Source organism: Candidatus Curculioniphilus buchneri endosymbiont of Curculio glandium (assembly GCF_964275155.1).
Classification (GTDB): domain Bacteria; phylum Pseudomonadota; class Gammaproteobacteria; order Enterobacterales; family Enterobacteriaceae; genus Curculioniphilus; species Curculioniphilus buchneri.
Window position 1 is genome coordinate 393,507 of record NZ_OZ193413.1, and the last position, 15,148, is coordinate 408,654.

8 protein-coding genes are annotated in these 15,148 nt (G+C 24.9%); 3 read left to right on the forward strand and 5 right to left on the reverse strand.

What is annotated here, in order from left to right:
* Positions 1–487: 487 nt before the first annotated feature.
* From deoD to ACICP0_RS01190, 4 genes are all read right to left on the reverse strand, one after another.
* On the reverse strand, positions 488–1,150 hold the full coding sequence (deoD, locus tag ACICP0_RS01175) for a purine-nucleoside phosphorylase (RefSeq protein ID WP_395480230.1): 663 nt from the start codon (positions 1,148–1,150) through the stop codon (positions 488–490).
* A gap of 146 nt (positions 1,151–1,296) precedes the next feature.
* Positions 1,297–2,520 (reverse strand): phosphopentomutase, encoded by a 1,224-nt coding sequence (locus tag ACICP0_RS01180; RefSeq protein ID WP_395480126.1) that lies wholly within the window; start codon positions 2,518–2,520, stop codon positions 1,297–1,299.
* 712 nt (positions 2,521–3,232) lie between these two features.
* Positions 3,233–4,024 (reverse strand): deoxyribose-phosphate aldolase, encoded by a 792-nt coding sequence (gene deoC / locus ACICP0_RS01185; RefSeq protein WP_395480127.1) that lies wholly within the window; start codon positions 4,022–4,024, stop codon positions 3,233–3,235.
* A gap of 3,530 nt (positions 4,025–7,554) precedes the next feature.
* On the reverse strand, positions 7,555–7,701 hold the full coding sequence (locus ACICP0_RS01190; RefSeq protein ID WP_395480128.1) for a DNA polymerase III subunit psi: 147 nt from the start codon (positions 7,699–7,701) through the stop codon (positions 7,555–7,557).
* A 150-nt stretch (positions 7,702–7,851) separates the two neighbouring features.
* Between ACICP0_RS01190 and ACICP0_RS01195 the strand changes: the two genes are divergently transcribed.
* From ACICP0_RS01195 to ACICP0_RS01205, 3 genes are all read left to right on the forward strand, one after another.
* Complete coding sequence (locus ACICP0_RS01195; protein WP_395480129.1) at positions 7,852–7,983, forward strand: hypothetical protein; 132 nt, start codon at positions 7,852–7,854, stop codon at positions 7,981–7,983.
* Between the two features lie 100 nt (positions 7,984–8,083).
* Positions 8,084–8,176 carry a hypothetical protein gene (locus ACICP0_RS01200; protein WP_395480231.1) on the forward strand — a complete coding sequence of 31 codons (93 nt, stop codon included), beginning with the start codon at positions 8,084–8,086 and terminating at the stop codon, positions 8,174–8,176.
* Positions 8,177–8,273: 97 nt separating this feature from the next.
* Entirely contained in the window at positions 8,274–8,411 is a 138-nt protein-coding gene (locus tag ACICP0_RS01205) for a methyltransferase (RefSeq protein ID WP_395480130.1), read from the forward strand.
* Positions 8,412–11,355: 2,944 nt separating this feature from the next.
* Here the strand turns inward: ACICP0_RS01205 and galU are convergent.
* Positions 11,356–12,261, reverse strand: coding sequence for a UTP--glucose-1-phosphate uridylyltransferase GalU (gene galU / locus ACICP0_RS01210; protein WP_395480131.1), 906 nt, complete (start codon positions 12,259–12,261; stop codon positions 11,356–11,358).
* Between the last annotated feature and the right edge of the window lie 2,887 nt (positions 12,262–15,148).

Consider the following 15,148-nt stretch of genomic DNA (forward strand, 5'->3'; position numbering starts at 1 on the left):
ACTAGAAAAATAAAAAATGTTCTTATTAGTAAGTGAACTAATTTATTGTTTTGTCTTTATCTTTTTTGTTAAAAAGTTTGTTTTTCATTAATCAGTTTACATATGTCTTGTAGTCTACGTGGCTAAAAACGGCATAATAATCAATGCGTAATAAAATGCTTCGTTTCTAATTTTAATAATTCACTAGTATTAATAGTATATTATTGACGATCTCAAATTTTCTTGCATTAATATTAATCTTTTTGATTCATGTTAAGAATGTTACAATTAGATCGAATCAATGGTTCATTGATTCGATCTTTATTTAATAAAACTTACATTAATAAGTATTACATCATGCTCTGTGTTTATGAAAAAATAGAACAGATCTAAAATAATTAGAAACTAAGATATTGTAGAAAATATACAGATATGCTATCCCTCCTCGATAGCCTTAAATATAAATTACATTTATTATTTTGTTTTGAATTGAATATTTGTTCAATTATTAGATTTCACTTAATAAGACTGACTCTAGAGATAATTTAATCATATCATTAAATGTAGTCTGACGATCAGTTGCATTCAAAGATTCTTTACGTCGAATATGATTCGATACGGTACAAATTACTAATGCACGAATATTGAATTCAGCTGCAATTCCATAGATTCCTGCAGCTTCCATGTCTATGCCTAGGATTCCATATTTTTCTAAAAGATCGAATAGTTGTGTATCTGGAGAATAAAATAAATCGGTGGAAAAAAGATTTCCTATATGCACTGGAATGCCAGCAGTTTTAGCAGCGTCTACTGCATTTTTTACCATATTGAAATCAGCAATCGCAGCGAAATCATGATTTTTAAAGCGTATTCGATTTACTTTAGAATCAGTACTAGCACCCATACCAATAATGATATCATGTATGTTTATATTATCTTTAATGGCTCCGCATGAACCAACTCGAATAATTTTTTTGACGCCGAAATCGGTAATAAGCTCTTTAGCATAAATAGAACAAGATGGTATACCCATACCATGTCCCATCACCGATATTGCTTGTCCTTTATAGGATCCAGTATAACCCAGCATACCACGTATGCTATTAACTTGTTTGGCGTTATCTAAAAAAACATTAGCAATGTATTGTGCTCTAAGTGGGTCCCCTGGCATTAATATAACCTCAGCAAAAGCACCTAATTCAGCGTTAATGTGTGGTGTCACTGTACTTCTCCTTATTTTATAAAAATAATATAAAGTATGTTACTTGGGCGTCAGTAGATGATTATTAATATATTATAATTTAATTTTTGTAATCATTAAAAAATGTGTATTCCATAGTTCATCGGTGAAAGATTAAAGTAACGTGCTACCGTTTGTCCTATATCAGCAAAAGTACTACGATGGCCATAAAAACCAGGCTGTACTTTAGGACCATAAATTAATATGGGGATATGTTCCCGTGTATGATCAGTTCCGTGCCACGTTGGATCACAGCCGTGATCAGCGGTGAGGATTAATATATCATCCTCATAGACCCGTGATATCATTTCCGGAAGACGACTGTCAAAATATTCTAGTGCTGCTGCATAACCAGCTACATCACGACGATGTCCATATATTGAATCAAAGTCAACAAAATTAGTAAATACGATAGTATTATTACCTGCTATATCCATTTCTAGCATCGTTGCATCAAACAGGGACTGTAAATCAGTGGCTTTAACTTTTTTACTAATTCCTACTTGTGCGTAAATGTCAGCAATTTTACCTACAGATACTACAGTACCATTTTTTTCTTCGATTAATTTTTGTAAAATTGTAGCTTCTGGAGGCTTTAATGAAAGATCACGTCTATTTTCGGTACGACGAAATTGGTTAGATGTCAAACCAACAAAAGGTCGAGCGATAACACGACCAATGTTATAGTCATCTTCTATCAAAATTTCTCGAGCAATTTTACATAAATCATACAGATGATGTAGGCCAAAACTTTCTTCATGGCAAGCTATTTGAAATACTGAATCCGAAGATGTGTAAACAATAGGTTTGCCAGTACGTAGGTGCTCTTCTCCTAATTGCTTAAGAATGATTGTGCCTGAAGCATGACAATTACCAAGGAATCCCGACAAACATGCACGTTTCATTAATTTAGTTAATAATTCTGATGGAAAACTATTTTTTACATTCCGAAAATATCCCCAATCGAATAAAACTGGTACTCCTGCGATTTCCCAATGTCCTGACGGCGTGTCCTTACCAGAAGAAATTTCGCTAGCATAAGCATATGCACCGATAACATTTATATTTTTTTCCAATCCTGCTGGACAATAGCCAGTAGATTGTTCAGAAGCTTTGGCTAGTCCTAGTAATGTCAAGTTGGGTAATTTCAATATCCCATATCGTCCATGATTAGCACCTTGTAGTGCACATATATTAGCAATATGACCTAGGGTATCTGATCCGAGGTCTCCGAATTTATCAGCATCTTCTGCAGCACCGATACCAAATGAATCAAGCACCATAATAAATGCACGCCGCATAATAAATATTCTCCTGTACTTTAAAATATTACATGATTTTTTAAGTCATCAATGACTTTTGCAAATCAAGTTAAAATGTAATATGTCGCATTATACTCATAATAATTATGGCATCTGATGTGAAACTAAATATAACTATGCAATGTAAATGCAAGCAATTTGTAATAACAGCACAATTTTAATTTCTAAAGTAATTATTGCTAAGATGGTTCTTTTTATTATATGGATTATATCTAAATCTAATTTTAGTTAATATGATAAAATATCAATTAATGGTGCTCTTGTATTATTAAGCATTACTGAAGGTTAATTAATTCATACATTATATATATAATTATCTAATTATTAATAGAAATAAAATTATATAAACCAATAATCATTACCTATTACTTCTGAAAAGTATAGTCTTTGTTGCTATACACGATACAATTTAAAGTTGTTTTGAATTCGCTCAGTCTATTAAAATACTATAGTTAAAGATTGATAACATAAATTTATGTATAGATTATGATTGTTTTCTTACATTGATTATGATAGTGCTCAATATAATTGCAGTTATGTAGTTTGATGTAAATTTTTATATTATATTCAATCGATAGTTAATAATATTAATAACTTAATAAATTAGTAAATAAATCTTCTGATTTATGGCAATCACCTCGACATCATGGTGAACTATAAACTTCATTGTGTTAACAATACAAGAATATCTTTAATTTATGTGTTTTAAATTTTGTGGCTTTTGATGAGAATCCTGGTTTATAATTCTAAGAATATCATCCAATAAGCTTGAAGCACCAATACGAAAATTTTGTAAATTAATCCAATTTACTCCCATGATTTTATCAGTAAGATCTAAATAAGCAGTTGCCTCTTGAACAGTACGGATACCTCCAGAAACTTTAAGACCTACTCGTTTTTCAGCATTTTGTTCAATGATAGTCTTGAGAATTATCTCGGCATTTGTCAATGTAGCATTAATTGGGGTTTTTCCGGTAGATGTTTTAATAAAATTTGCACCACCTGCAATGACAATATTTGTTGCACAACGAATAAGATTCGCGTGTTGTAGTTCGCCACATTCAATAATTACTTTTAACAGGACGTGTTTGTTTTGACAAAGTTCACTGGCCTCTTTTACCATTGTAAAACCAATATTTTCATTACCGGCAATAAGAGACTGATAAGGAAAAACCATATCAATTTCATTTGCTCCGTATGCAATAGCAGAGCAAATTTCTTGTATAGCGATGGTTAATTTGTGTCTTCCATGGGGAAAATTTGTCACGGTGGCTATGCGAATAGATGTGTTATTTTGCAGATCTAGGATTTTTCGGGCTATTGGAATAAAATATGGATAGATACATATTGCTGCAGTATTTCCGGCAATATTTTGAGCTTTTCTACAAAGAGAAATGATCTCTTGTTCGTTATCATTATCATTTAATCTAGTTAAATCTAGAAATCTAAGCACACGTTGTGCTGTAAAAGTAAGGTTATTCATAATTTTTCAAATTTTCCATATTATATTAAGATATGGTTAACATATTAAAATTTAACATTGATAGTTATCAATGATTATGCATAATACAGGAAAGCAATGAAAAGGAATATTTTTTTAAATCTGAACTACGAGATTAACTTTTCTATTTTTTTAACATATTTATCAGTAGTAGCAGAATATTGTTTTTACAACATAGAATATTTTTAATGTGACGCATTGATATTTAACTTATGATAACTCATTCGCCGTTTATAATCGAAGATTATATCTTATAGCACAATATATACAAATAATATAGTTTTATGATATTCACTTTATTTATAATAAATAGTACAAATTAAAGTGCGTCCTGTATACATCAAAGTATGTTTGTCACTTATTTAGTTAAATAACCATATATAATAAGAATTGGATAACTATTTTAAAGGATTATTCATATTTTAAAATTAACTTAAAATAGAAGATAGATGGTATATTAATTTTTAGTAAGGATTACGATCCAATATATAATAATAGTAGTGTTTTTATTGAAATAATTAGTCTGTATGCAATTAATAAAATTAACTAATAATAATTTACTTTTATGAAAGTATTTTAAATATGAAGTTTTCACTTTACTGTCTATAAATAGAAAATATAGAAATTACAACGAATGATAACCTTTAAAAAAATTGACGCATAGCTTAATGAGTTATAGAACATACCATAAAGAAGTTTGATAAGAAAAGTTCTATTGAACTACATTATTTTTAAACCGCTTAAAATAACTGAATTTAAAATATCATTCATATTATATGATATATATATTCCTGCCACAATAATAAATTAATCTAATTTACTAAGACTTTAAAACAGTCAAAAAAAAATTTTTTTAAAATTATCTTTTTTCTAATTTTTTTAAATATAAAATAAATTTATAATTGAAAACAATAAAAATAATTTTTTAACGATCATAGGACATTATTTACTTATCTATGGACACGATATAAAAACGATGAAATTTAAACTAGATTATTTTCAATGCTATGTATTGTCTTCATTAACCTAATGATTTCATTAGAAATATGTAAATATTTTACGGTTAATTCCTACATAATTTATTACTTATTATGTAAAAGACTTTGACTAAGAAAATTATCTTTTCTATGTTAAAACAACCAGTGCAGATATATATTGAATATTCTTAATATTATCATATTTATATTTTATTAAATCTCATTGTCTGCATTAAAAACATAATAAAATAAAAAGTTTTTCTAAAAATTGTTCAGTACCCAAAAAAAATATAATATTGTTATTATATTAGTTGATTCAAAAAAAACCATGTATTGGTTGAATAAAATTATTTTAAATTACCATTACTTCGATATAGTACAATTGCTTTTTTTCCAGTACCTTATATATACTTAGATACTAATCTTAATTATTTTAACCGTAATGTCATTAATTATTGATTGTAACGTTATAAGTTAACAATGATTATTGTGACACTTATGCCAAGTAAACAGTAATCTTAAAATTCTTCATCACAGCACACTATTTTTGTTTTTCGCCGTTATTTAAGCAATATATTCAAAACGATCACTAATTGATTGTTGTGAACCATGCTATAATTAATATTATTATATAATGATAGACATATTCCATAACAATTTAAGATTAATATTGGATAAATATCTATTCAAGACCATAAAATATTTTTATTTTTATCTTAAAACCTTTGAGTAAATTTCATAAAATATAAAAATATTAATTCAGAGTATTATCCAAGTTAAAACTTAATGATAGATTATCAAACGTATATTGATATGAATGATATAAATAGAATGTAGATACATACTATATGCGTAGTATGTATAGGAATTTTAAAAAATTAAAATTGAAATACTATGTACTAATATAACAATATTATTGCCTTATAATATAATGTAAAACTACTATATCAGCTATATCAGCTCAAATAAATCATCATTGCATGCAAGAAAAAATAGTAAATAATCAATGTAATTTATGTAAGATGGATGTATAACTTTACTAGTAGTCGCAGTATTATGTAATAGAATTGCTAGGTATTCTTATAAATCTAATTTATATTAGATACGTTTGTGCAATATAAAGAAACTAATTAGCATTACTAAAGTTAAGTTTAGTATATTTCACATTGAAATTTTTCTGAATTTTTTTATCAGGAATTATATTTGAAGTAAAGTAATTTACTTATACTAAAGTATAGATATCTACTGTAACTATCACAGATAATTTATTTGATTCATAAGACATCAAAATAGAATCATCGCTCAGTGGATGAAAATATCTTGTTGCGTTCGACGAAATAATTCTAATTTAAATTTAGTGTTTTGATATAATAAAATTGTTTATCCAACGCATCTTCTAAATTAGACTATACTGTAAACATCAAAATATTATTGATATAGATTTCCTTTATGTGAAGAGAATTATCTATTATAACAATTAATCTAAATTAATCTATTGGCAATAATATCTAGCATAAAGTCATACTCTGTTCATAAAAGTCCAAGATATTAATATCTGGTCAAGTTTAACATTTCTTCAAAAAATAATTCTAACGCATACGGATGTCAATCTTTGACATCATTAATAGGATAGACAATGCTACATTATTTTTTATAAAAGCGCGTTTTTATTTAACTAAATAATCAATACTTTTTAACGATGAGTCTATATCTGATAGATTAAGCGACTAGTAATTGTAAAATACATATCTCTCTCTTCATTTTATCTAAAAATCCATTGAATTGCAAATATAGAGACTTTTAGTTAAAATTATTATTAATATATTGTACATTTCATGATTACTATAAATCTTTAAATTTGATTGTCTCTTCCTCTAGTCACATCGATCGTAGGATGAAATTTTCAATCATCAAGATCCAATTAGGTACGTTATATTAATATCGAAATGTACATATGGTAAAATTACTATGTTTGAATTTTAGAAGCATAATAATTAAGCATGATGCTCATTATGCATCTTATATAAAGAATGATCCGGTAGCTAATAAATCATAACAATATACTGCATTGCTGTATCATTCAGATTATAATATAACACTATATATCATGTATTGCTGATACGTATCTTTTGATACGTATATAAATATTGTAATCATGGTATAAACAATACAATTTAAAAATTAAAGCTTAATTACCTAATTTTTTTAGAAACCATAGCACTCTAAAAAAAAGAGACATAATCCGTTTTCATGAATTTATACTAAGATATGTAGCAACATTGAATGTTATTTATAATTTTTAGATAATGTTGATTATTGCTTATTTGGTTCCATAATGCACGTTTAGCACTTATACTATCTCTTAGAATGGAAAATGATGACCGTTGTTAAAGTAATTTTATGAAAATTACGTTTGACCGGTTGTGCGATCCACCAACAGTGACAGCTAAAATTAGCTGGTAGAAACAGCATTGCTTGTCGGAAGTTAATCTTAGGTTTGTGCTGTTTTTAACGCTAAAATACGAGCAACATCAGCTACATAGGATGACTCTCTAATAATGGAAAAGAGTCTGATGTAAGAAGTAATCGGATATTATCCGGTATTTTGACTGTAATACCTTCCCTTGATACTTCTGGTTGACGAAGTGTCCATTGTATAATGCCTAATTGTTTTAATATCAAATTTCGCCTTATCATTTCATTATTATTCATTGATTAGATAGAGAATACATAACCACCGTTAAACTAATCAGATTGCTAAACCTGAAGCGATAGTATACGATAATTTTTTCAATTAATTCAGTATGTGAAGACATTTAGCCCATGCATATATTGCATCTTGTTATTGAAATACTACTGCATCATCAAAAGTTATTTTTTAACAAACAAGTAATAATAGAAGGCAATATTCAACATTTACTATCTACTCTGTTACCTTCTCGAAATATTCAGTTACGTAGCTGAATCTACTATGGTGTAGAATTGTGAAACCTTAATTTACTTTCGGTGAAAGAATAAACCAGAAGTATTTTTTCAGTTAACAAATTTACTATCTATTTTAAAAATTGATTGTGATGTTTTTGTAATAGGTGAAAACTATATTGGAGTACGCAGCGATGAAAGAATATTAGAAACATGGTGTCCGTTAAAAAAATGATAGTGCCAAGCATTGCTCAATATATAGTGGAAAACTAGTTATACAAACACCATCTAATTTAGATGGCTATTGGTATATTTATCAAATTAATAATTTGATGATTAAAACTTTACTAGGTATATTTAGCTATAAAGCACTTGATGTTAGTAGCCAACTTTTACTTGCAACATCAAATCAAACCACCATATATGGACGAATTGCTGATGTTGGTTATGGTGCTGGCATACTATACTAGCAGCAATATTAGCAAAAAAAGATAAGAATGGAATGAAGTGAACTCTTAATTATGTTCATATATCAACGTTAGTATTAAGTCAAGCTATATTATCAGATAATGTGTATTATATTAGGGAAGGACTGACGAGTGATGTTTATTCTTCTGTTAGCGATCAATATGATTTGATCATGGTCAAATCCACCGTATCACTATGGTGTACATACCAATAAGGTAGCAAAAAGATTGGTTCTAGGTGCTACCAATATCCACGTGTCGGAGGTACTTTACACATTGTAATGGCATTTCTGTGCATATTCAAATTTTACTAAATACGATTTTTGATAAGCATACAATTTTTTTATAAAAAGCTGCTTTAATGTATATCAAGCTTTGAAAAAATATGAAAAGCCATTACTTCACAACACTATTTTAAAATAGTAACCACAAAATATGCGATTATTAAACTTTCAAAGTTCGATAATGTATGCATACTATTTGAGTATGATAAATAATCATCTTTATTTGAATGTATAATTTGTAACACACTCTGTTAATTGTCATAATTTAATATTATGGTTTGATCAAATGATGTGATAAAATCGATAATTGTAGTACTGTTATATATTTAAGTAATATTTAATGTACATTAAAACATATTTAATCATTAATATTTACTAATGCTCAATTTTTTTGTTCAGTTTATAATGGTGTATTACATTATTGAATTCTATAATTAATAATTTTTTATTGGTCTTATGGATGTATATATCTCAAAATAATATTTGAACTTTGACTAAGTTTCTAATTCTAGTCTATTTTATATTATTAATTCAATTTATTAGAAATAATAAACATATTTTAATATAATCTTATAGTGTAATCTATAAAAGTTATTATAATGATAAATAGCTAAAGTTATTAACTTCAATTAATAGCTTTGTCGCCTATGGTTATATTTATGTTATCAGATTGCAATCTAACCTTAATTTTACTAAATTTTTTCTAGAATAAAACTAATAAATAGATAAAATAGAAAACGAAATTGGATAAAAATTAATTTTTGAATTAATATTATTTTCATATTTTAATATGAATTCATTAAGTTATATTATATTCAAAATATTTTAGAATTAGTAAATATGTTTTAGTAAAAAAACTACAATAAATAATTTAAAATAAATTTTCTCTAAAAATTTATTAAAATCATTCTTTAATTCTTAAGAGAAAGTTTCTTTTATAATTTTTTATCGCTGTATATAATATGATAATATAATTCGTGATATTATTATTTTTAGTAATCAAAATTCTTAGTAATATAAAATAGCTATATATAAAAGATAAGGTATAAAAAATAAAGTTATGAAGATTATGATATTCATAGAAATAATTTTTTAATGGCGTAATGCATATAAATTACGATTTTTAAAATAATTATATTAATTTTAAAAATTTTAATTATTATCGATATATATAACATTAATATGAAATAACATTCAATTTTTATTGATAGAAAGAGAGAGTATACATAAAAATAATTTGTAATATTATTAGCATAATTGCATTTAATTAAAATATAAGACTTTTAATAAGATAAGAATAAATTTATCCCATTTTTAATTTAGTTTTTAACTTTTTAAAAAAGTTACATCAAATAAACACAATCATGGATAATTATTATTATTACTTATTTAATACAGTAATAGTATTAAGTATATTATTGCTTTGTCGTTAAAATTGTACTCCACATAGCGATATTGAATTCTACTATATGATTTATAAGATTTACTTTAAAACTTAAATTTAAGTAATCATAAAAACGATCAAATCAAATACATTTTAAAAGATATGATAATGATTATATAAATTAATATAGATGTTAATAACTTAACATCCTTTCACAAAGGATTAATTGCTTACGCGATACCGATAAAGTTAGCGCTATTAGTAATAAAAATTACATCAAGGTTTCTTTTGATGTAAAAACAAAAGTTATTTCTGTAAAACACACTGTAATTAATCATATTATAATGACTAAGTACCAGGACCGTAAAGATTATAACCATCCAATATAATTAATTGTTTTAATGATAATTAAATTAGATTAACATTTAGCATATTTAATTTTTTACTCGATGTAAATCGATAATTACATAAAATACTAATGCAAAAACATTGTCTTTATTTAAAATCTCATGATGTTTAGATCATTATAATACCTGTAAATACGTTATATTTCATGAATCTTTGAATCAAAATGTTGAATGTTAACTTCATATAACTTTGATAAATTAAGTTGATATTTGATTCAACTATACTAAAATGAGTATATTGATGAATGTTTTAACAAAGCAGAACTATTGATTTAAAATACAGAATAGATAACACTATGGTCGATATGAAAATTTGATCCCATATTTCAATGAAATTTTTCTATATCTAAATTCTATGTTTTCATTCATAACACTCATTTCTTATTCCAATATATAATCTTACTACATATTTCATCAGTTCAGCACTCTATGCATTCATAAAATTATTTGATTAATCATAACCACTAAATGGTTCATATAACTTGTCTAGTAATTCACTTATTTCATTATTATGAATATAATTAATAATACGGTTTATACGTGTACTGTACTGTCATTATAACACTGTCTGAAATACTCTCCAGTATTGAACCATACATCAAAATTTAAGAAACTTTTCAAATATTTAACGAATCATACATAATAAAACCAATTAATAGAGCAGACATTGTATGTCTGATGAACTATTTTAATTCTGAAAAGTTTTTGTACTAATAATTTCAATCCTGTAATTATGACATTACTGTATAATACTTTATTACCTATTTTAGGTAATGTCGTTGATTTTAGTAATCCCATATAAACTATATCACATGTTTTATATTTTAATATATCTTGGTTTATTTGAGTGTATAATAAAGATAATGAAAATATTACTGTTCTATGAAAGAAGTTTGTAGCCAATTTTTAAACTTTTTACCTAAACTTTTATGTCGAAGACTATATGTAAAAAAGGCTTGCATATAGCCTAATTTGTTTCCGCAGTCATAGCTGCATCCTTGCAAATGATATGCTTCTACTCTATTTTTTGTCATCAGCATTGCAATGGCATCTGTAAGTTGAATTTCATTATTAAATCCAGAAGGAGTTTTTTTTAAAAATTCCCAAATCTCAGCAGAAAGTACATAACGACCGATAAGAGATAAATTAGATGGTGCTTCTTCTTCTGTTGGATGTTCGACTACATCTACTATTTCAATATGTTCTCCTGGCTGAAAATTGTTATTTTGGCAATTTACGATTCCATAATTACTTACATTATCCGTTGGTCCAACAAGAATTTGACTGAAGCCTGTTTTTTCAAAATGCTTAAGCATTGCAGCTAGATTATCGGTTTTCAGATTCGACGTATATTCATCAATAATAACATCAGGTAACACTATCGCCACAGGTTCATTCTTTATTAGGGGATGAGCACATAATACTGCATGACCTAACCCTTTGGCCAATCCTTGACGAATATGCATAATCGTAACATATGGAGGACAAATCGCTTTAATGTCTACTAAAGGTTGGCGATTTATACGTTTTTCTAACATAGTTTCTAATTCAAAACTAGTATCAAAATGATTTAAAATTGAATTTTTTGAAGAATGAGTGATTAATATAATTTCGTTAATACCTGCAGCGATACATTCATTAACTACATACTGAATCAGCGGTTTATCTACTAGTGGTAACATTTCCTTAGGAACTGCTTTGGTGGCTGGTAACATTCTTGTGCCTAATCCTGCTACCGGAATAATTGCTTTTTTTACTTTGATAACAAAACTAGACATGTGTGACCTTTAGTGATGCTACAGCAAGGTAATGTCTGCATATAATATTATATGCTGGTTTATAAGTATTATTAACATCTATTGTTCAATAGGTTAAAATTTATTTTTTAAAAAATAAATACAAAATTTATGGTATTTTACACTAATAAAGAAAAATTTTTCTTCTCTGCATTAATAGTATTCATCTATTTATTGATTTTGGTAAGGCTACTTATTGAATAATTGATATTTATGATTAATTAGTTTTTTAAAAAATACTAAAAATATAAATAATAACAGTATTTAAATTAAATTTAATCATATTGGTGTATATGATAAAATAATAGATAAATTAATTTTTTAATTTTTAAAATAGCAATATTTATAATAAAAAATTATTTTCATAGTGATTTATTCAAAGTATGTCATGTAAAATATGATCGGATAACGATATACTATTATATATTTTGAGATTAATAAACTATTATATAAAATATATATGATATTATGGATATGATAAAACGATTTCTATTAATCAATCGTAATTATAAAAATTCTTTTTTAAGAAAAAAGTTTAATTTTATTTTATAAATAGTGAATACTCTATTAATTTTCAAGGAATAAATATTTAATACAGACTATTATAGAAAATTTGAATTAATATTCAGTTAAATTAACTATATAAAATATATGATAATATAATTATATTTAAAAAATATAACATTAAATTTAGTTAGGTCTTTTAAAAATGAATTACTCTATTTTTAATGTTGATTAAATAATATATTTTCTTATATTGAAAAGTAATTCTTGAATCTTATTAAGTGTATCTTGTTTTTAATTGTATATCTTTTAGATTTAAATATACTAATTTTATTATATTATTAAAATTTGGTTAATTTTACTATATTCATAGTATAAGATTTATAAATCTTCATGTTTTACATGAAAATAATTATTTTTAATAAGATTTAAATATTTTAAAAAATATTTAAATTTTAATAAAATAGAATGTAAATTCTTGTGTTATTGAAAGTCTTTTTAGACCGTATTCTAGAATATCAATATCGCTTTTAAAACAATTAATTAGTAATTAAATAATTTATAGGACTTGAAATCATACATATTTTTAATGTATTATTTAATCATCATATATATCGAAATTAAATAATGACATTGATGTAGGCGATGAATACATCATTGATACTTTATAATCTACTATAAAAGGTTTAATCTAAACATTATTATAGCTTTCAAATAAATATTAATAAATTTTACTATAAGTACATGGTATATTTTAAAATAATAAATGCATATATGAATTTATTCAGGTAATTAATGAATTAGTATTATGTTGATAGACATAATTTATCTTTTTTTAAAAGCAATATATATAATCTTTCTCTTAAATATAAATCATATATTCAATATTCAATAAATTAACCGTATGTTAACATACCATATCATGATATGCATGGTAAAATAATAAAAATTCATTCATAGGATGAATCAATCAATAATCTAAAAATATTAGTCATATATCACATATAGATATTAAAAAATAAGATAATATCAATTATATTAATATCATTGGTTTTAGCACTAATGATATTGTAAAATTTTAATTTTTGTAATTATAATATTATATTTTAGAAAAATTAAAACTAAATTATAATTACAGTTTATACATTTATTTTAGATGACTAGCATTGCATCGAAATATATGAGTCTTAATATATAAATTTAAACTTATAAATTAAGCAGTACTTGAATGATAGTACTTAAGTCACGTCAAGATTTGATTTTCTGATTTAATCAATGACTAATAATTAATTATTCCAACTAGCTAAAATCTGTTACAGTAAAATTACTTGTGTAAAAATGACGAAAGCTTGTTTCATTAATATATACAGAATAATTCTTAAAAATTAAATTGTTTTTAACAATGATATGCATGTTATATAATAAATTATATTACCTGATAATATTTATATGAAAAATATATTATAAATAAAATTCAAACTTAAAAAATTCAGCATAATATTCTACCGAATATTTATGTTGTGTACTAGTAACAATAAAGAATATATATCAGTATGAATATACTGTCGTAATTGTTAAGTCATTTTATATTGTATAATGTCATTTTATTAATAGAACGTTTACAGCGCAAACATAAGTTAAAGTATATTAATCTAATCTCATGATAAATTTCAATGAATACTATTTGAAATACTGTACTTATATTCATACTTATTACACTAATTTAGTTTTATTCACTAATCTTCATTCATCTTAATAATATTTCATATAATTTTCTAAAACTTTTAAAAAATAAATTAAATATTAATTTTATTGGCGCTATTTATATATAATTTATAGTGATTGTTGTTTATAATATAGCGTAATATTTCATATATTAATATATATTGTCATCAAAAGTAATTTTGTTACTTAAATGTACAATAAAACTCAATGTAGAAATCACACACATCTTATTAAAAGATATATTACTAAATAATTTTCATTAAATTAAATTTAAGCATTGAAAATCAATTATCAATCTATAATATGATGTTGTATCATTGCATATACAAACGTTGCTTTACATATACGCTTTATATATTTTGATACACTAAAAAAATTGTGGAATGTAAAAATACAATCTAAATAGTACAGAAATTGTATGTACGAATTAGATAAACAGTTTAAAATTATGTAATAAAACCTCTAAGTATATTAATGCAAAATAAAATAAAACAACCTATTTGTTATATATAAAAAATAATTTACTGGATTTTGGTTAACGACTCTTAGATATTACATGGTATCGTAGATTTTGTAGTTTTTTATTTCGATTGTAAACATTAATAGATGATTATGTTACAACTGTTTATAACAAACTTTT

What these genes read in the sequence shown, in the direction of transcription:
- deoD (WP_395480230.1), bottom strand. Translation starts at nt 1,150, where the DNA reads ATGCCAGGGGACCCACTTAGAGCACAATACATTGCTAATGTTTTTTTA.
- ACICP0_RS01205 (WP_395480130.1), top strand. Translation starts at nt 8,274, where the DNA reads ATGATTAAAACTTTACTAGGTATATTTAGCTATAAAGCACTTGATGTT.
- galU (WP_395480131.1), bottom strand. Translation starts at nt 12,261, where the DNA reads ATGTCTAGTTTTGTTATCAAAGTAAAAAAAGCAATTATTCCGGTAGCA.
- ACICP0_RS01180 (WP_395480126.1), bottom strand. Translation starts at nt 2,520, where the DNA reads ATGCGGCGTGCATTTATTATGGTGCTTGATTCATTTGGTATCGGTGCT.
- deoC (WP_395480127.1), bottom strand. Translation starts at nt 4,024, where the DNA reads ATGAATAACCTTACTTTTACAGCACAACGTGTGCTTAGATTTCTAGAT.